At 32.9% G+C, this 20,357-nt stretch carries 11 protein-coding genes; 1 reads left to right on the top strand and 10 read right to left on the bottom strand.

The genetic code is table 11. The features are described 5' to 3' along the window. Positions 1 to 73: 73 nt before the first annotated feature. From DCS32_RS15540 to DCS32_RS15510, 7 genes are all read right to left on the bottom strand, one after another. Positions 74 to 3,013, bottom strand: a complete 2,940-nt coding sequence (locus DCS32_RS15540) for a histidine kinase (RefSeq protein WP_108879121.1) — start codon at positions 3,011 to 3,013, stop codon at positions 74 to 76. Beyond that, positions 3,000 to 3,755 carry a LytR/AlgR family response regulator transcription factor gene (locus DCS32_RS15535; RefSeq protein WP_108879120.1) on the bottom strand — a complete coding sequence of 252 codons (756 nt, stop codon included), beginning with the start codon at positions 3,753 to 3,755 and terminating at the stop codon, positions 3,000 to 3,002. The genes DCS32_RS15540 and DCS32_RS15535 overlap by 14 nt, the downstream gene beginning before the upstream one ends. A 123-nt stretch (positions 3,756 to 3,878) precedes the next feature. After that, on the bottom strand, positions 3,879 to 5,879 hold the full coding sequence (locus DCS32_RS15530) for a DUF2779 domain-containing protein (RefSeq protein WP_108879119.1): 2,001 nt from the start codon (positions 5,877 to 5,879) through the stop codon (positions 3,879 to 3,881). Continuing rightward, on the bottom strand, positions 5,872 to 6,540 hold the full coding sequence (locus tag DCS32_RS15525; protein ID WP_108879118.1) for a hypothetical protein: 669 nt from the start codon (positions 6,538 to 6,540) through the stop codon (positions 5,872 to 5,874). Before DCS32_RS15525 ends, DCS32_RS15530 begins: the two co-directional genes overlap by 8 nt. Continuing rightward, positions 6,519 to 7,238 carry a hypothetical protein gene (locus DCS32_RS15520; RefSeq protein ID WP_108879117.1) on the bottom strand — a complete coding sequence of 240 codons (720 nt, stop codon included), beginning with the start codon at positions 7,236 to 7,238 and terminating at the stop codon, positions 6,519 to 6,521. Before DCS32_RS15520 ends, DCS32_RS15525 begins: the two co-directional genes overlap by 22 nt. A 20-nt stretch (positions 7,239 to 7,258) precedes the next feature. After that, the gene (locus DCS32_RS15515; protein ID WP_108879116.1) at positions 7,259 to 8,464 is read right to left on the bottom strand and encodes a PD-(D/E)XK nuclease family protein; all 1,206 of its coding nucleotides are present in this window, start codon (positions 8,462 to 8,464) and stop codon (positions 7,259 to 7,261) included. Positions 8,465 to 8,480: 16 nt separating this feature from the next. After that, positions 8,481 to 9,392 carry a helix-turn-helix transcriptional regulator gene (locus DCS32_RS15510; protein WP_162533676.1) on the bottom strand — a complete coding sequence of 304 codons (912 nt, stop codon included), beginning with the start codon at positions 9,390 to 9,392 and terminating at the stop codon, positions 8,481 to 8,483. Between the two features lie 216 nt (positions 9,393 to 9,608). On the opposite strand from DCS32_RS15510, the gene DCS32_RS15505 reads away from it, so the two are divergent. Further along, positions 9,609 to 11,267, top strand: a complete 1,659-nt coding sequence (locus DCS32_RS15505; RefSeq protein WP_108879114.1) for an ATP-binding protein — start codon at positions 9,609 to 9,611, stop codon at positions 11,265 to 11,267. A gap of 175 nt (positions 11,268 to 11,442) precedes the next feature. On the opposite strand, the gene DCS32_RS15500 is transcribed toward DCS32_RS15505, so the two are convergent. From DCS32_RS15500 to DCS32_RS15490, 3 genes are read right to left on the bottom strand one after another with little or no spacing between them, the layout of a single operon-like run. Further along, on the bottom strand, positions 11,443 to 12,447 hold the full coding sequence (locus tag DCS32_RS15500) for a hypothetical protein (protein ID WP_108879113.1): 1,005 nt from the start codon (positions 12,445 to 12,447) through the stop codon (positions 11,443 to 11,445). Between the two features lie 50 nt (positions 12,448 to 12,497). Next, the gene (locus tag DCS32_RS15495) at positions 12,498 to 14,744 is read right to left on the bottom strand and encodes a PIN domain-containing protein (RefSeq protein WP_108879112.1); all 2,247 of its coding nucleotides are present in this window, start codon (positions 14,742 to 14,744) and stop codon (positions 12,498 to 12,500) included. Between the two features lie 2 nt (positions 14,745 to 14,746). Further along, positions 14,747 to 20,353: an ATP-binding protein gene (locus DCS32_RS15490; RefSeq protein ID WP_204161787.1), complete on the bottom strand. Its 5,607-nt coding sequence runs from the start codon at positions 20,351 to 20,353 to the stop codon at positions 14,747 to 14,749. Positions 20,354 to 20,357: the final 4 nt, after the last annotated feature.

Raw genomic sequence — 20,357 nt, 5'->3', positions numbered from 1 at the left:
GCAATCTACCAACATTCAACTCTCAAAATCTAAGCAATGTACTATCGTAATCACAACAAGGATTAACGTATTATCATAAAAGAAGTGTTATAGTCGAGCCGTTTTCGCTATAATCGACGTTTAGGGAAGTTTCTACGTCATAGTTTAAAAAGTGTAATCGTTCCTTTATTAAAGAAATTCCTTTTGAGGTAGTGGTACTTCTTTTTAACTTAGATAGGGCACCTATACCATTGTCTTTAATCTCATAGCTAATAAGATGAGCATTAAATACAGTAACAGTTAACTCAAGCATAGGGCTCAAAATAGAAGATGGAAAAGCATGTACAAATGCATTTTCTAAAAAAGGTTGTAAAATTAACGTTGGTATTTCAACTTCTGATGGATTAATCTGCGAGTCTATATTAAAGACAATAGCTATTCTATTAGCATGCCTTTCATTTTCGATTTCACAATATACCTTTAGGTAGTCTAGCTCTTCTCTCAAACTTGTAAAAGGACGTTGTGCGTTGTTTAGGTTTGCTCGAACTAATTTCGAAAACTTATTGAGATATACAGAAGCTCGTTCATTCTCATTAGTCATTACTAAATGTTGTATGGAATTAAGCGCATTAAAAATAAAATGAGGATTCATTTGAGCTAGTAAAGCCTCCGTTTTAAGCTCTTCTATATGTTTAGTCGTCGCAATTTCTAAGGCATATTGAATAAGTTGCCTTTTACGTATTCTATTAAAATATAAGTATACTAACGCCATAAGGAATAATCCCGTGAGGAGTAGAAACCACCATTTTAAATAGAATGGTAGCGCAATTGTAAATGATAATAGTTGTCCTTCAAATAATTGCCCTGTATAAGCATCATTTACTCGAACATTGATGTTATACGCGCCAGGCTTTAAGAAACGAAGATCAATCTTTTGATTGTTTGATTTTTGCCAACTTGAGTTTTCGTTTATTCGATAATAATAAGTGAGCTTTTGGGGAAATGGATGTGCATTAGTCTCCATTGCAATAGATAGATTGTTTTCTGTATATTCTAGTTGTAACCTAGGAGATATGTTTGATACTATAGAGTCATTAATATTAAGGCTAGTTATAAAAATTCCATCAATTTTATTTGGGGTATTTAAAAGCTTATTTAAATCAATAGTGTATTTCCCAAATTCAGAGGCAAGTAATAATTGGTCATTATAAATTGTTGATGCATAAACTGGATTTTTAATTCCTTGCTCTTCGTTTATAAACAATTGCCTTTTCCCACTACTAAATGTTATTCCTTTTTCGGTTGCTACAATAAGCCATCCTTTATAGTGATTTAAAAAGAAAATCGTATTACCTCTAATTTCTTTCTGATGGATGGTTCTAATAACATTAAAAGTGTTTTTTGTGTCATCTATTATAAAAACATCTCCAGCTTCATTACTGACAGCTATATTATTTTCTAATTCTGTTATATGACGCAATTTCTTTTCTTTCCAAACATCGGTTGCTAGAAGTGATTTAAATGTTCCATCATAGGTAAATAATCCTTTGAAAACTGAGAGTAAATAAGTTTTATTTTTGCCTTTTAAAGTACTTACAACATCAGTAGGTGTCGATAATAATGTTGATGGATAATACGTATAGTCTAATTTTTCATCATTGTTATAAACGCGTAAGCCGTGGTATGGATTGGTTTCGATAAGTTCATCACTTGGTCCGAAATCGAATACGAGTGTGTGTAATGGAAGGTAAGATTCAAACGCACCGTAAGGAGAGAATTTGTAAAGGCCAATACTAGTGTTTATCCATAGGGCATCCTCAGAGGTTTTTATATTATAAAAAACAATTTTTTCAGCTGGGGTATCGTATTCCAACTCGTAAAAGAAATCTTCGTATTTAGGTAGCTTGTTTTGATTATTACGGACGTAATTAATCTGTTTTTCTTTAAAAAAAGATGAGTTTATAAATTTTCCATTTATTTGTAAGCCACTTGTAAATAATTGAATCGATTGATTTTTAAAATAAGAGATATCGACCATTTTTTCTTGAGAGGATGGAATTTTCTCAATAGGCGAGCTAGTTGAAAATTCAAAAAGGCCTGCATCTTTAGTTCCTACATAAAGATTTTTTAGCAGATTGTCATAGCTCAAGGATAGTACTGCACTACTAGGTAATTCAGAAATTTTTGAACTGTTTGTGAGACTTTTATTAAATCTTATTAGACCGCCATCATCTTCAAAGATTCCCCAGGCTCCGCCGTATAATGTTTCTTTATCTGTCTCTACATAATCCCAAACAATAGATTGGTTTTCTATAATTCTCGGGGCAATTATTTTCTTATTTATAACATCGTTAATTGCAAATACAGAAATATACTTTTTGTTACTCAGATATAAGGAGTCGTTTCTTTGGTGAGCGGCATATATAAATGAATGATCTGAAATTTTTTGGAGATCAACATGATTCCCCTTTCGGGAAAGTTTAAAAATCCCACTAGAATAAGTGGTTACATATACTTCTTTGTTAAATTCAAAGAAGCCTGAAATCCGGATAACTTCATCTGTTGTAGCTTTTGTAGACGCTATAACCTTTTTACTAGCAGTTGATACTATCGAAACTCCGTTGCTTGTACCTATGTATAGATTATTCTGGAAATTAAAGAGATGTGTTATTTCATTATGAATAAGCCCTTGTTTGCTTGAGATTTTTGTAAACTTTTCACCATCATAGTGGGCTATTCCTTCGCCGTAAGTTCCTACCCAGAGCTCATTATTTGCATCCTCTGTAATAGCCCAAATATTATTCAGGGGTAAACCATCTTCTTTAAAGTATGAATTAATTGTAGTATTATATTTACGAACTAAGCCATTATCTGTTCCTATCCAGAGTGCCCCATCATGTGCTACATATAGGGCTCGCACCGTGTTGTTAGGCAATATAGATGAAGTATTGTATTGTGTAAAAGGAGAGGTTTGTGCTGCACACAGAAATCCAAATAGAGCAATGAAAAAGATGGGTAGGTTAGTTATTTTCAAGGACCGTTTTTATAAATTGATTTTCACGTCTATGAGATATATCTATTTGTGATCCATCCATTAGTACTGCATATTTGTCAATCTTATCATACCTCACAACTGTATCTATGGCAATGATATAACTTTTATGCGTGCGGAAGAAATGTGATAATGGAAGCCTTTCTTCTATAGATTTTAAAGATTGAGAAACAACAATCTTAGAACCGTCTCGAAAGTACACTTCACAATAGTTTCCTGCAGCTTTAAAATAAAGTATAGAGCTTACTAATGGTAACTCTATACTACTAGCCGTATTAAAGCGTATTCTCTTTTTTCCCTCATCTACATGCTTCATGTATTCGTTGAGCATTGATATTTGATCTTTTTGAATTCTTTTTACTGTGTTATTAGATAAATATCGCTGTAGCGTTTGCTCAAAAATTTCCTTGTCGATAGGTTTGAGTAAATAATCAATGGCACTATACTTAAATGCTTGTATAGCATATGAGTCATAGGCTGTTGTGAATATCACATCAAAAGTAGGAGTAGGGAAGTGAGTAAATAATTCAAATCCGTTTTCTTGCGGCATCTGTATGTCAAGAAATACTAAATCAATTTTACCATTGTAAATTATATTTTTAGCTTCCTCAACAGACTCGGCAATACCTGCTATTTCTAGAGCTGAAGAATAATATTTTTCAATAATTGTTTTTAATAATCCGTGTGCATGAGGCTCATCATCTATGAGTAAAACTTTGATCATTTTTAAATGTAATTTTTATTGTTTTTTAAGCACTTTCTTCAATGATAGCTCTTTTGTAATGAATTTAAATTCTTGAATGAAATTTACTTTTTCCATAATTAGTTAAATATTAAATTATTGATACTATACTTTACACAACTCTTTAAAATGCTCATAAATCATCACCATTGCTAGGGTATCAAGCTCGCAATAGCGCAGTAAAGCTTCTTTGGTTTGTGTTCTTTCAAGATCAGAAATTGCGGTGTGTTGCATTTTCGCGTAAGCAAAAAGCGCAGCACCACCATCACTTATTTTTAAGGTGTGTTCATCAGAATTTGCAATTGCACGCTCTAAATCTTCATTAGAAATTCCGTCAAAAACAGCAGGTAACAATTTATAAGGATTGATGGGTAGTCCATTCTCATCTAGTTGTAAAAGGATATCACTTTCGTGAAAATTCGAGCTCGTCAGATTAATCTCGCCGATTGGTAGTCCGTACTTTGATTTTAAAAAAGCGCTACTTTCTAAAACAGCAGGCAAGACTGCTTTGATAGAATTAGACTTGCCCATTTGCGGATGGTAGTAATTCTTTAAAACTACTTGATATAGGTCAATCATATCGCGGTCTCCGCACCATCTGTCTACCGAGGAGCCTGTGTTGTGACTTATAGCTTGTATAAAGTGCATTAACTCGAGTTTATCTTGCTCTTGCGAATCTTTAAGTTGATTATAAATATTATTTACGATTGTATTCTCGTGATTGTGATACCTAAAAATGCTTCCATCATTTGCCGAGAGTGATCTTTGTAATGCCCGGATAAACTTGAAATTTGGGAAATCACCAGGCTCTAGATTGATATATTCCGAGGCGTGCTCCACGCGGCCGTCTTCATAAACGATATGGTGACTAAACTGAAAAGCTACTTGCTCATAAGGTCGCATCCCCTTAAAAAATGGAATCGCGACAGCAGACGTTTCAAAATCTATAAAATTCAATGGAAATTTCCATTGTGATAGTGTACTTCTCAAATTATCAACATCTACTGCAATAGTAGGGTCTTGATGTACTGTTTTTTCTATTTGTATCCAGCGACGCTCAGAAGAATGCATCCCATAAGCAGTTGCTTGGATATTGAGATCATCTTCTGTGAGTTCGTTCATAAAAAAACGATTGTCCTCCAAGACACTTTTCTTTCCTCGAAAGTTCCACACGTCTGCAACCATAGGAATATTTAATTGCTCAGGTTTGGTAATATTTAAGTCTGGACGAAGTAACGGAAGTTGGTCCATCCAGCACTCGTGATAACCACTTTTCTTTCCCTCGGGCGGATTGTTAAGTCTAAACTCGCAACCTCCACAATGTCCACCAATAGGAGTGTGTAGTTGTATATCATCTCTATATGCATCACGATACATAAAAACTAATTCTTCAAAGGAAACCCCTTCTTGGAGCGGATTGTTCTCGAAAATATGAGCTACCTCTGCCGAAACAGGAATCGTGGCGAGAACAGACTCACCAATATCAATTCGTGTAAGACCATCGGTGACTGTAACTCCTGTGCGCTGCTCTACATTAGGGGTTATTTGAAAATGACTGTGCAAACCATCTACTGTTGCTTGTTTACTCTTATCGACAAGATTAAGAAACGCATCAATCTTCCAGTTAGGATATAATAGCTGTATCACAAACTGTTGAAAAGCGACATCATATAAATAAGCACCCCACGAGCCCAAAACACCTTTTCCCCCGATAAATGATTGGTGTGAGGTGCTGTCTATAGATTTTGCTTTGACCTCTATGAGTTTAATTGTATTTCCTTTTTTCTCAAGAATGTCAACCCTTATAAATAATCCATCGACTAAAAACGCCGCTTCAAATATGGTCACATTCTCTTGTTCTAATAACAAAGCAGTCTCTTGCGCAAGTTTGTCGTAGTTCCAATCATAACCTAGAATGGCGATTCCCTCTGGATGATACATACGCGCAAGTTCTTCAACTTGAAATCCACCTTGAGCCAGCCCTTCTAGAAAACTATCGGTTTCGCTTGTGTCTTCGTACTCTTTTTTACGAGTGTAAAAGAGTTTTGTGGGGCAATCTAGGGCTACTTTAAAACGGGATTTTGTGAGGTAGCGGGGTTTAGTCATTGATATTGTTTTTTTTAGTAATTGGGTGTTGTACAAGAACTCCCTTATCCTCACAATATTTTTCAAAATCTGACAGTTGGCGTTTTGTCATATCTTCATTTCCAAATGCAGATAAATTATAGGATTTATAAATCATTTTGTCATCTCCCTTGTTATTTTCGCCTTCTTTATTTAATACTAGTTCAGGATTAGTAAAAGAGTGACTGAAAGGACCTTCAAAGGTCCATAAGTTTTTACCTGCTATAAAGATTAATTTCGTTTCCGATTGATCAACAGCCTGAAAATCTTGAAAATTTTTCTTATCACTTTCAACAAGAGATTTAGGTTTATTTAATGTTAGACTATCTTTGTGGTTTATAAAATAACCAGTATCAGAAACAACTAAAATTGCTAGATTATATTCATTTTCATCGGACTTGTAGGTGGTTGATCTAAAATCGTGCATATAGAGGTTTTTAGTATCCCAATTTCCATACAAATCTTTATCTGCCTTTGTATTTTGTTCTGTACTAAATCTAGGGTAACTTTCTGTGAACGTTCTACCAAAGTGTTTAAAACTATAATCAACTAAATCAATAATTCGCTTTTGATACTCGAACAAAAGCCTGTAAGCAGTGCGAACATTTTTTAATGTATTTTCTAAATCTTTGTTGGTTTCCATAATAGAATATTTTGTGTTGATTTTGTAATATTTTCTTTTGTTACTGATATATCCTCAATCCATAAATGATTATTTAAATAATATCCGTGCAATTCAAGGGCTGAAATTATAGTAGTTAGGATTCTTAAATACGATACAGATTCTGGAATAATATGTTTACTATAATCGATGGCTTCTATATACTTATATATTGTAAGCATAATTTGCTTCCATTGTAGTTTTTGAATTTTTACTGTTTCACCAGTACTTATTTTAATTTGTGTTGTTTTTAAATCTTTTACTCCCCCTAATGCTATGTAGATAAGTTCTTTTTTAGATTGAGAATCATCAACATAATTTTTGTTGTATGCTATTATTTGATTTTCCCATTGAAGTTGATTTTGTTGATTCATATCATAACGCTTAGCTTCGATGATAACATCTGCGTATTCAAATTCAATAATTACATCTGGTTCAATAAATTTTTTATTATCAACATCAGGAATGTCAGTGGTATCCCATTTTGGCCAAAATTGATAACGTATTAACTTACCAATATATGGTTTCAAGTCATAGTTATGAGGATTAGCTTTTCTTATTAAATCCCATACCATAGTATCTGGCAAGAGTAGAAGATACTCTAAAACTGAAGCTGTTAATGAATCTTCTTTTAAGTTACTATCTATCTTAAATTTTCCTCTAGTAAGCGCACTTAGCATAGTATTTTCTTATTTAATGTTTAGTTGGCACTATTTGTTTTTTCGTAAAGTGATTCCACTAGTCTTAACAAGTTGCACATATTTTCTTCAAACTCAATTTTGAAGCTTCCATAGGCTATATTGTAAAGGGTATCAATATCTGACCAATCTAAAAACTCATCCCAATAGTTAGAAGTAAGCCACCAATCTGTTCTTCTTGTTTTTGGAAGTATTTTTTTTGATTCGTCAAAAACCAATCTAAAAAACTCTGAATCTTGTATCGAAGGGTTATAAAAAGATAAACCATAGTACATATCACGATTATTAGATTTGCCAAATTGAACACCTAATTTGAGTCCTATTGATCGTAAAAATTCATTATCAAAAAAGAAACCTGAATGTTGTGCGCGTTCTTTTAAAAGACTTTTCTCAAGCAGGTGGGGGGTTAAATTATTACGACCTGCAAATTCTTCAAAAAATGGAATTATTGTTTTCTTAATTATTTGCTTATAAATACTATTGTCATTTTCCAGTCTGCGTATACTTAGGTATGCTTCAAAATTTTCTTGATTGTCTGTGATCTTCTTTGTTATATCTGAATTCATTTGGTAATTAATATTTTGTTTGGTCAATTTTTTAATTAGGTTTTGGTACTGAACAATAGACTCTCTGAGGTTAGGAATCAAGGCTACTTTTTCCACACAACGACTGAGCCAGTTTAAAATATCGTTTCGATATGATCTCTGTTCGTAGTGTACATCGATTTCGATTAATTCTTTATGATTCGTACTTGCATTACCATAAAGTGTTAGAAATATTAAGTGTCCTGGTTTGTAATTGTGATACCGTAGCAGTTGATTATGTTGTTCTCCTGCATAGATTTTGTTTTCAATTTTAACACAGTTTACTCCATCATCTATTAGAATATCTATATTTCCTCCTCTTTTACGGTCTTTCGAAATGACACCGATATAAAATTCCACGTGTAACTTAGATGTTGACGAATTGATATCTTCTATCTCAAAAGCTTCAAGGAATAAATCTAGAAATAGGCTTCCCTGATCGTGTTTTCCTTGAGGGTCTAATAACTCTGCAATAAATCTAGAGTGCAATCTAACTTCATCAGATTCTTTCCGTAATAAAGAAAAGAGATTTAAGCGCTCTCCAGTTAGTTTGTTGAGACGATCATAACTCTTTGTTATACCTCCTATATGGGAGAGTAAATTGTGTATTTTTTCATCAGGCATGGCATTAGTTTTAAATTTATTTATAATTCCTCATCATCTCCTCAATATCCCCAGCAATCTCCTCCCGAAACCACTTAGGTTCTAATACCTCAATTTCTTTCATCATCTTGAGAAGTTCAATTTTAAACTCGTGATTTGGTTTTAGGTCATAAGTCACTTTTCCCCAATCGCTGCTTGTGCCATCTATGCAAACTTGGCTTCTATGCAGTGGTAGACTACGTAGGTATTTTATCTGCTTTTTACTTACTTTAAGAATGACACGTTCTATTCTGTCAGCCCCATTATAATTTAAACCTACAATGTCATCGTATTGTGTGATTTGAGTTGCATAGTCTTTTAGCTTTTCTGCAGGTGTGTCTAGTAACTGTAAATTTGATATCCTATCAATCCCAAAGTTGCGCAGTTCTCCATAACCTTCTGGAACGGCAATTAGATACCAGCGGTTTTGATATTCTTTTAATTGCAGAGGGCTTACTATATATTCTTTTCTCTCTTCGTGATAATAGTTTTCTTTAATAAAGGATAGCTTTCGCGAAAGCGTAATGCCTCGTATTATCCTACTCATGTTGTGAATGCCTGTTAGGTGCGAACTGTCATTTGGAATAACAATTTTTTGAAATGTGGAATAATCATTTAAACCTTGATCATATATTTCTGCCAGAGATGAGAACTCTGCAAATTTTACAAATTTGCTTATGTAGGTTGCATCTTCCTCAAGAATGTATCCTCGTTTGACATGGCTATAAGCTATGGTAAGACCAAAATCATCTCGCAAGTTTTTAATATCCCTCTCAAATGTGCGATCGCCTATCTCTAAGTCATAGTCTAGAGATAATCTGTCGAGAATTTCATTTTTCGTAATCCCTTCATAGGTCTTTACAATATGCATTATGCATGATAATCGTTTGAGTAATGAATATTTTGCCATAAGAATATCAAATGTAATTGGTGACCTCGTCAAAAGATGTCGGTCTAAAAATAAAGTATTTGTACTTGGGTTACATACGGGATTCCTCATTTCATGTTTTTTTGTGATACAATGGTAGAATAGTACCTCGCCAAATGGTGTCGTAATTAAGTTTTATTGCCCTACGACATGTAATGGCGTACCATAACTAGAGTTTTGTCTAAAACTTAAAAGCAAATGGCAAATAAAATCCTTCAAGATATTATTGAGATATCAAAAAAAATTAAAGGAAGCGAACTAAGCAATACTATATTAACCAGTGAGGAAGCGTGCATGATTCGTGTAGAAAAGTACTATAACATAACACGTATACAATCTATTATACTTGTGATAGTTTTTGAGCTTAATAGTACTGGTAGAAATCCCGACCAAGCAGATCTCGCAAAGCATCTCAAGTGTAACCCAATGGAGTTTTATATATATAAGGATGAGATTATTGCTTTGCACAAAAGAGGTTTTCTGAAGGCTAAACGTAATGCGTTTTCACGACTAGATGAAATAGGTTCAAACTTCACAATTTCAAAAGCATTGCGTTCATCCTTATTGGAAAATAAACCCTTTAAGAAAGAGCCAGATCAAGCGTTTAATGCACTTTCATTTATAGACAATATTAAACTTCATATAAATGCTAGCGATGATGATGAAATTTCCTCATCTCACTTAAGAGTAGAACTAAGTATAAAAATGACTAGGAATATTGACGAACCCATAATTCAATATTTTAAAAAACTGAAAGTTTCTGACACTAACTTGCTAGTGTATATATATATAATCGCTCAAAATATTGAAGGTGATACGAGCTGTGCAATTTCTCAATCTAGTAAAGGACTTTTTGATGATAGAGCCCAGCGTATACGCTATGAGGCCACAATAGAGGATGGAAGTAATGAACTTCTTAGATATGATTATATTGAGCTTAATGATAGTAATTTTCTATCATCTACGACTGTAAGCCTAACTCAAAAGGCTAGGGAAGAGTTAGCACCCTATGGTATACCTGTTAGGTTAAGATTCAAGGAGACAACATTCGATCTTATTGCGCCAACGGCCATTCATAAAAAGAAAATGTTTTATAACGCTTTCGCGAAAGCGCAATTAGAAAACATCACTGCTTCTCTTAAACCACTTAAATATTTGCAAATCACTCAAGCTTTAAAATCCGAAGGTTTTCAAACAGGAGTCTGTACACTATTCTATGGAGCGCCAGGGACAGGAAAAACAGAAGGTGTTTATCAGATAGCCAAAGCCACTGGAAGAACCATGTGGAAAGTAGACCTGAGCACACTTAAATCTAAATGGTATGGAGAGAGCCAGAAGCTCGTAAAAGGACTTTTTAAAGATTATGTAAAACTTTGTAAGCAAGAAAAAAGAACGCCCATCTTACTCTTAAACGAAGCAGATGCTATACTAGGTAAGCGAAATGCAAAAGCGCAAGAAAGCACAGATAAAGCTGATAATGCTATTCAAAATATCTTTTTAGACTGCCTAGAAGATTTTGAAGGTATTCTATTTGCTACTACAAACCTTGAAGGGAGCTTGGATAGTGCATTCGAGCGTAGGTTTCTATTTAAAGTAAACTTTGAACGACCAGATGTAAAAGCAAGAGCTGGTATCTGGAAAGCTAAACTTAAAGAACTCCCTAAGAATACAGTAAATCTACTTGCTGCAAATTATGACCTAAGTGGTGGGGAAATTGATAATGTTGTACGCAAGTTTAAAATGGCTAGGGTGCTAAAGCCTAGTATTGATATATTATCTACACTTGTGGAGTTGTGTGAAGGGGAGAGGCTTAGTAAGGATAATGAGATTAAGAGAATAGGTTTTTCAACATTATAGTGGTAATTGTATTTAAACTAAGATTCACACAAAACAGATTGAAGAGATCCATAAATCGTTGTTTGATTATCTGAAAAGCTTTAGAAATATAATCTGGATAGTTATAATTTCAAATAAGCTATAGCTTTTTTGCAGGCATCCTTAGAAATAGAACAGTTAATAATTACAAATTGACTTAATACCCTTTTCTTCCGTATTCCTTCACTACATCTAAATGCTTATTATGCAATCTCAAATAGTTCTCTAACGAGTACTCAATACTTCCACTTTCTGAAGCTCCAAAGTGCTCTGGTAAAGGTTTATATTTTTCCATCAACTCATCATAAAGATTATCTAGTATGATAAAATAATCCAACACATACTCATAACCACTTATGTCCAGAATAAAGCTGATTGGGTCTAGCTCATAGTTAATGGTAGAATTTGTTCTCCAGTCATCTGAAAGTTTATCATATATAGCCCCATAATGGTACTTTTGGTTCTGAAAAAACCAAATTACTTTTTGTTTTTCAGAAATACAGAATTGATAATCTATGAGAGACTCAGATGCTTGAGTTGCGGCTTTCGACAGTTTAAATACACGCTCTATTTGAGAAGTCAAGTTGGCCGCTTTATTATAAACATCATAGGCAAGACATTCAAATGGATCAAGACTATTAATTGTTTTGCTTAAATACTCAAAGTTATTAAAGTACCAGTCGTTAAGATCATCCAGTTTAATAATCCCATCAAGTTTGCTGACTTCTGTTAACAACAGTTCGTATTGTTCTTTCAGGATCAAGAACTCTGCATCTGGCTTAAAATCATATTTCTCATCAACACCGAAGCTAAAGCCTAAATCGACACTCTTTTCTAAGTCTATAAAATTTGTGAGTTTATTACATACGTATATATCATCAGCTGTCTCACCATCTTTACTTTCAATAAAAAGATCTAAGTAGTGTCCAGAATTAGAAAGAAAAGTCATCGCTTCACAACCTTTGTTACAAGAAGTACATATTCCGAAAAAGATGTCATCAAAGGAGTTACAACCATCTTTCTTAGCTGACTTAAACTTCTTATTAAGGGTTTTTATAAATAGCGCCTTTGACACATCTTGATAGGATTTATTGTCATCAAGAAGTGTCTCGAGTTTATCGATATCGAAGTTTTTTATGGCTTCTGTGATTTGTTTCTTCATTTAACTGGATGCCTTAGGTATTTCACAAAACATACTGATCTAATTATAAGTTATTTTCTTTTTAATTGATTAAGAAATTCCTTGAGTGTAATTGTAGTTATTTTCATACCCTTTGCTTTTAATTGTAAACCATTATCTGATGTCAATATAATTGGATTTGCAGACTTAAACTTTAATGCTACAGATAAAATAAGATTATCTGGTGATCGCTTATTAAAATCATTAGGTAATAACGTTGAGTCAGACATTTCCATCCTTATATTTCTCAATTCCATATTATTGTTAAGTGATTTTAAAGCTTTTTGAACATTAATCTTACCTTCATTGTTTAATTTAGACTTTAAATTATCTAGTTCATCAATTACTTTTGCCGATAGAACGACATCATATTTCTTGTCAATTTTACTAATTATATCAGGGTTATCTACAAATACGTTAGTATCAATTATGTAAAGGTTTTCTTTATCTTTTTTAATTTCTTTTTTTGGCTTTTCAAACTTTGACAGGTCTATTTTATCAATTATTTTTAAGCCAGTCGATTTTGGTTGATTTGACTCGTTAATACTTTCATCTAAAACGGGTATTTCAATGACGTGATTAAGATCGCACTTGGAAATAAACTCTGCAACGAAGCCTTTGTAAGGCTTAACCACTTTGTAAACTTCATCTAATAGGATTAATGTACAGAACCGTGCTCTGCTTGTTGCCACATTAAAACGGTTTAGCTTGAATGAAAATGCAGGACTCCCATCAGAATAACCAAAATAAAAGCAGAAATCTATTGTCAATCCTTGTACGCTGTCAACGGTATTAATAAGTATCTGGTCTTGCTTATCTTTCAATTTATGAAGCAAATTATCTCTCAGTAACTTAACGCCTTTTTTGGTGGATGATAATATCGCTATTTCAAACTTAGGGTTTATTTGAAGTAAGACATTTATTTGACCTAACAACAAATCATAAATACTTTTCAAATTTGTTGAATCATAATAGAATAATGAACAACCGCCTTTGTTATTGTAAATATTTGGTATTCGGGAAAATATCTCATTCCCTTGTTGAATTTCTGACTTTGATTTAAGACTGTTTTCGTAAAATGTATTTGTTTGATAACAGGAATTTTCAGAAAAACGGTAGGTTGTTGTAAACCTATACTTTGGGCAATTTATAGTGGATGCGTAGTAAGTAAAAGATTCCAGCATCAAGTCAATATTGGGTGAAATGTTTTCCGGATTATCTTGATTTACTACTGGGTGTAACTGAATTGGATCGCCTACTAAAATTACTTTTTTTCCAAGTAGTTTTGCCGCTGCAATAGTTCCCAAAAAGCACTGACTTGCTTCTTCTATGATGATATAATCATAGACAGGGCTACTAATATTTTCAACCGCAATGCTAGACATTTTATAGAATGACGTAAGCAGAATACTTCCAGCCGCAGGCAGGAAATCTTTTGGCATTGGCTTTAATGACTTAACTTCTTTTGATTCTTCCAGCGTAAGATTGGATTTATAAACAACCATCTTATTGGCTGTAGCTAATTTAAAATACTTCTTTGCCAATTCGATCAATGACCGATTGGCTAAAGTCCCTACAAGAATCGATTTATTTTCTTTGTTTAAGACTTCCAGTAGCCTTGAAATGAAAAAGGTTTTACCAGTACCCGGGGGGCCTTGTATTATTAATGTATTGTTATTCTTTAAATCAGATTTGTATTTGGCAATTAAGTCTAAGGAGTCGTCAATATGAACCGGTTTGAAATCGTTTAAATGAAATGTACCGTTTAGTATTTCTCCTACCATTTCCGACTTAACATCATTCTTGGTAATCTGTATAAGATTGAAATAGTATTTTAAGGGTGGTTCAGATATGCCAAACACAATTTTATCGCCTTTGGACAGTGAGTTTAAAAACTCCAAGTCGCAATTATTGAACCCTATATTAAATTTACCTTCCTGTTCGTGATAATAAACACCATAGCACTCACTGAAAGTCGCAACATAATTTTTGCGATACAGGCTGTAATTGAAATCATAAAAATTTGAGGCTAGAACATCGGTTGATTTCGGCCTAGTTGCTGTAAGAGGGATTTTTGTTTTGGGTAGTTTCTCTTTAGGAAACGAGAATACTACTTGATTTCTTACTTCATCAATATATTCAAAAGAGCCAACATGTAATTCATTCTTATTAATTAAGTCAATGCACTTTGAATCAAGATAAGCTTTGTAATCATAAAGAATTTTCTTGATTTCTTCTTCGTAAAATTTTATCTGTTGTTCTTTGGTGAGTCGCTTCATATCTAAAAATTATAGTCGTCAAGGTTCATTACTTCTTTATAGCTCTGTGCTGCTTTAGTATTCTCATTAACTATGAAAACGTAATGCCATTTTCCTTTATCTGTTATATTATCAAGAGAGTTATAATCCTTTATATCATATTCATTTGGCATCCTCACTATACCAAACTTATTTTGTGGTTTGGTATAATTAATTAAATCTTTTTGTGTTTTAAATATTTCGATTTGGTTTTTAGTGTATATCGATAAACTAACTTTTGATTCACTTAATCGAATCCAATGATAAATATTTAGATACATTAAACCATTTTGTGCAGATCGGACAATTATTTCATCAGTACCTGCTTTAAGGGAACGACCTTTATCTGATATTTGAGTCGCGTCATACTGGCCTTTGATAGCCATTAATGTTTTAATTTTTGCTGTTGTATTAGCATCAAGCTGTTCGTTTAGTTCAAAATCCCCTTTTATGATGCCCCGTATAAAGTATTCATCATCGGGTGTAATATTTTTAAAAGGATTTTCGAGTTCTTCACTAAGGAGCTCAGGATTATTTAATGTTTTTCTTTCCCAATTTATAAGGTGAAGTCTTTTATCCTCAGGGAATGAAGGTGGTAAGCTCTCAACAATATCATTTTTCCGGAATTTAGTGACGTAATATTTACGATTATCCTCTATGTTATACCCTCGTGTAAATGTATTGATGGTTATATTGTTGAAGATTCTTGTATATGGTATTTCGTCACCATCATAAATGTAAATATGGTAATCATTACTATGTTCCCATTTCCTATAAAATGGTTCTTCCCAAAGTGTAGATTTTTCTTGAAGCTCATGTTCATCTATAGACTCGGTTAACGTAATGTTTTCTACTGGAAAATGTTTAACCATTTTACCGCAAATACCATCCACAAAAACCGCATCTTTTTGTGTTGACTTCACTTTTTCAAAAATAACATCATCGTATTCTTGGTTTTCTGATAGAAAATAAATATTCTTTGTAACAGGCGTTTCAATCAATTCATATAACCTAATGCCTTGCTCATTAATTCCCGTAATAACAGGGACTATTATATTATTCCAGTTTTTTATTTTTGGGGATATTAAATCATTTACTGTTTTAATAATCTCCTTATTTCTTGTGATTAATTCTGATTTATACTTGGATAGCCAATTTATTGTATTCCAAATTATTTGTAGGTTGCTTTTGGATTCTGAATAAAAACTATGCACTTCAACAATTCCACTATCGCTGGACTTCAATGATTTTCTAAGGTTTACAATAGCACTATCTGTCCCGTTATATCCAAGTTGAGATATAAATGCTAATCTTTTAACTGCATCTATATTTACCCACCCTTCAAGCCAGTTAGGAATACGCTCAGATTCTATTGCAAAATTTTTGTCAACACAATTATTTAGATTTAAATCCTGAAATGAGAAATCTGATAATTCAGAAAATGGTAACTCTAATAGTGCATCTAAAAACTTACCATAGGAATTGTGGAGTTTTGTTTCATCTGCTTGTTTTATAAGATATTCATCAAATCGTTGTTTAGACCAGTTACGATTACCACCGAACTTCCTATCCAAAAGTTGAAATACCACCTGATAAACGGTATAATAAACACTATTTTCTGATTCTATTTTGGCGTGAATTTCAGCTGGAGATAAAGGGATTGTCTTAAAGATTAACTCTCGTAATTTTGCTTTCTGAGTTATAGAAGTAAACGATTCCTTTACATTGTCCAGCACATCAGACTCCCCTTGAAATTCCGTCAAGATATCGGAAAGCTTTAATACTTTTCTATCGTCTTTTGTATCAAATGAAACACGGTCACTTATCGTATAATTAGATAATGGATTGCCATCGATAGAGGTTTTACCCCTTAGTATATCAATTGTGTTTTGAAGCTCAGGGGCTATTTCATTAATACCCTCTACATTTTTTAGTAAACGACTAATAATGAAATGTTCTGGGGTGTCTCCTCCATAATCGGAAGATGTTAATAGTTTAAACTCATTTAAATTAGCAATAAAACTATGCAACAATTCAGATGAAACATTAGACGGAAGGTGTAATGCTAAATTTTGATTGTATTCACCAGATTCAATGAGTGTCTTTATTAATCTATCGCCTTGAAGTAAACCAAGTTTTGAGCGATTATCACTACATAAGTTCTTATCTAGTTCCTTAAATATTTGACAAAGCTCTGTATTCGATTGAATATATGTTTTTAAGTCTTTATCTGAACCGTCAAAAATATGTATAGCTTCAATTTCTTGAATCTTATAATTGCCCTTGCTATTTTCAACAATTGTATAGTTTTTAAAGAAGTCTCCAAATCCACCATCATCTTCCATCCAATCTAATAGTGTATTTGCTACTAGCATTTCAAGTTCTTCAACCTCTGACCAATCAATATCTGAACTGTCATCAGTTTTTATCTGGAATGCTTTTATTAAAGCCCCACATTCTTGAACAGGAAGTATCTTTAGCTCAGCCGTTTGAAAGACCGTCTTTATTATTTCATATTTATCAGCTTGTAAATTCTTAAAAGCTTTTGACCAATACACCTTATCAGACGTTTCAAATCTAACCTCATCATCTCTATATAGCCACGAAATTGAAGCCCATTGAGCACTAGAAATGTCGTCAGGATTATCAATCCAACTGTATATAGTCTTTAAATCACTTACGTAATTATTGATGGTTTCTGTGTCAAACTCTTGCGACCATTCTTCAAACAAATCTTCATCCAGAATAAAGAATGTGAATATTTCATCTTTGGCTATTAGCTGTTTTTGTATATCAACTGTGAGACTGTTAAACTCTGTCTCCTTTATTCTAAATTTATTAATACTTTCTACCCCTAAATCCTCATCACGACTTAATAGTTGCCTTATAGGACGGGGATTGTCCCTCTCATCTATAAATAATTTTAACTTTCCAAAGTATTTATCTACACCAATGCCAACCATAAACGCACTGTTCTGAAAGAAGTCAAGTAGCTTTAGTTTTGATGTAACCGGCAATATATAAATATTGGCATTTGAAGCTATTCTCTCGTAAGCAAGTGTTTTATCGTTTATATATCCATTGAGACTATGCAGGTATACTTTAATGTTTGTATACTGGTCAAGGTATAGTTGGATAGTATTATATCCTAACTCCTCAATAAGCAAGCTATATTCTGAAGTATGCTCATTTATTAACCAAGCATCAGATTCATCAAGTAAACGCTCCAAAGAAAACAGTGCGTTGTTATGTACAATAAAAGGTATTTTTCCAAAATCATCTGGAATAAATTTCACCAATTTATTTAACCATATCAATAATTCTGGATTTTTATACAAAGAGTTTTGGGCTATTATGCTGCCTAAACTTTCGCAAATATCAGGGGTAAATTGAGCAGCCAATATTTCCAAATCGACAACTTCGACATTTAGATATTCGTATTCTTTTAAGTATTTGTATTCAAGTTTAGAATGGGGTAGTCTTTTATCTGTTTTGATTATTTCATAGAAAAATTCTTGACCAAATAATTCTATCAACCCTGAATCATCAAGGATGGTGCTTGACAACAATTGTGTTTGATTATCATCATTAACAACTACCTCAGTATTTTTGATTGAATCAAGATAAGTTGTGTTGTAGCTATCTATAATTTGTTGAGCTGTATCATCTTCGGACAATGTATGTTTTAAGAGTAAGGATAAATATGTCTTATTGATTTCATTGTGATTGATAAACTTTTGAGCAAAATATGCCAAGGTTTCTATATGCTTCTCAGCCACCTTAATCATTATATATTTATTCCATAGGTTGTCTCCTTGAATACGCTGCCTATCAGAAGAGGGTACGAAATCGGCATTAACTAAGAAGGGTAGCTGAAACCTCGTATCTTCCATTGGTAAATAAGTGAACAAACTTGAGTATTTAGGAAAACCTTTTATGTATTCAATTTCGGGAGAGATTTTATTGTCAATCAAAGAGATGCCAAAAGAGATTTCAGTTTCCGTTGCCGAGGCCAATTTAGGGGGTATTGATTCAATTTCTCTACCTTCTAAATCAGTGAAGTAATATAATATTTCATTATAATCATTGACTTTTGTTTGTTTTTTCAAACCAATGCTTAATTGTTGAAAGGCTTCATCTGAAACTTCTATATTTTCAAAAATCTGCTTGGTGTAGTGAAAAACTTGATTTGGTTCAGCTCTTTTAGATTTAATAATTTCAATAGCGTGATTAGCATCATTCCTAAGAACCGTAACTCCATTTTTGGGAGACCTGAATTTTGAGGTGTTTCTTAAGAAGAGTAGAAATTGTGGGCGTTTTGTAATATTATCAATGGCGGTTTTATATTCCTCTATATTGCTTTCGCCAAGTTTTAATGCGAACTGAACTGGATTGTTAAAGTTGTTGAAGTTACTATCCGTAAATTCACTCGGTAAACTGTTATGCCAAATTGGTATTACTTGCCAAGGTATGTCCTTTGAACCATTGAATTTTATTCTTTGGTTTTTATACATTTCCTTTTTTTTAAGCAAAAGCTTAGGGTATTCTTTGTACTCTTCAGTACTAAAATAAAAACTATCAAATTCTTGATATAAAGGACTGTTACGAATAAAAGCAAATTGATAGCCACCAGATTTTAACCACACTTCTGTGCTATCCGTAAACACAGACTTAAAACCAATTCCTTTATAACCTGTTTTTTTACTATCACCACGTTTGGTGCTTTCAGCTGCACTGGTAATTGCTTCAACATCATCCTTATTAAAAGGTGCTCCATCGTGCATTACAAAAAAATAATCCCCATTTATATCAATGTGAAATTCCACCTTCTCTTTTCCTGGTGCATCATCCGCATTTTGAAGCAATTCAAAAATCATCCGTTGCTTTGATGAATACATCCCTTTACCAATTTCACGCATAAGATTAGCAATCATCTTATTTGCTTCAGGGTTGTCCAATCTTTCAAAACGTAACTGAATGTATTTTTGGTAAGGGTTCTTATCTAATATTTCAATTGTTTTGGGTATAGCACTTGGTAGTTTATCTTCGTTTTCTATAAAAGCAAATTGATAGTAACTACCTTCTTTTAAATCAAGATTAGGTGATACATATACTTTTTGTGATTCTCCTTGAAACATCAAAATCTCACCAGATTCAGCAAACATTACATTATTAAAGCAGGCAAAAGATTCTGATGTTTTATGATATAGTCCAAAATATTTTTCATCAAAGGAAGCTTGCTTATTCTCTTTTGAAAGAAGCTTTTCAATTTTATTTTGATTTAATTCTGAAACAGATTTTATCTCTAAGGCGTACGGGTTGTTCTTTCCTTTAGGGTTATTCGTATGCTCTAGCTCTACTTTATAATACGCTCCATCCGATAAAGTTGAGTTGTTACCGTAATAAAATGAAACTCGTTTATCTAAAACTTCTATATCATCAAATTCCGGGTAATAAAGTTTCATTTTACTAACAGGATTCGTAAAATGATTAAAAAAACCGGCTATCTTATTAATTCTTTTAAATGTTGCTATAAATACCAGTTCCTTAGATTTCCAGTAGCTTTTAAGTTGTTCATTATAGTTGGTCATAAGA

The sequence above is a fragment of the Dokdonia sp. Dokd-P16 genome (assembly GCF_003095655.1).
Taxonomy (GTDB): Bacteria; Bacteroidota; Bacteroidia; order Flavobacteriales; family Flavobacteriaceae; genus Dokdonia.
The sequence above is the reverse complement of the archived record's forward strand: the minus strand, read 5'-3'. Positions and strand labels throughout refer to the sequence as shown.

Excerpts from the sequence above, each read along its gene's own strand:
- DCS32_RS15535 (WP_108879120.1), bottom strand. The coding sequence starts at position 3,755 with ATGATCAAAGTTTTACTCATAGATGATGAGCCTCATGCACACGGATTA.
- DCS32_RS15530 (WP_108879119.1), bottom strand. The coding sequence starts at position 5,879 with ATGACTAAACCCCGCTACCTCACAAAATCCCGTTTTAAAGTAGCCCTA.
- DCS32_RS15525 (WP_108879118.1), bottom strand. The coding sequence starts at position 6,540 with ATGGAAACCAACAAAGATTTAGAAAATACATTAAAAAATGTTCGCACT.
- DCS32_RS15520 (WP_108879117.1), bottom strand. The coding sequence starts at position 7,238 with ATGCTAAGTGCGCTTACTAGAGGAAAATTTAAGATAGATAGTAACTTA.
- DCS32_RS15515 (WP_108879116.1), bottom strand. The coding sequence starts at position 8,464 with ATGCCTGATGAAAAAATACACAATTTACTCTCCCATATAGGAGGTATA.
- DCS32_RS15510 (WP_162533676.1), bottom strand. The coding sequence starts at position 9,392 with ATGGCAAAATATTCATTACTCAAACGATTATCATGCATAATGCATATT.
- DCS32_RS15505 (WP_108879114.1), top strand. The coding sequence starts at position 9,609 with ATGGCAAATAAAATCCTTCAAGATATTATTGAGATATCAAAAAAAATT.
- DCS32_RS15500 (WP_108879113.1), bottom strand. The coding sequence starts at position 12,447 with ATGAAGAAACAAATCACAGAAGCCATAAAAAACTTCGATATCGATAAA.
- DCS32_RS15495 (WP_108879112.1), bottom strand. The coding sequence starts at position 14,744 with ATGAAGCGACTCACCAAAGAACAACAGATAAAATTTTACGAAGAAGAA.
- DCS32_RS15490 (WP_204161787.1), bottom strand. The coding sequence starts at position 20,353 with ATGACCAACTATAATGAACAACTTAAAAGCTACTGGAAATCTAAGGAA.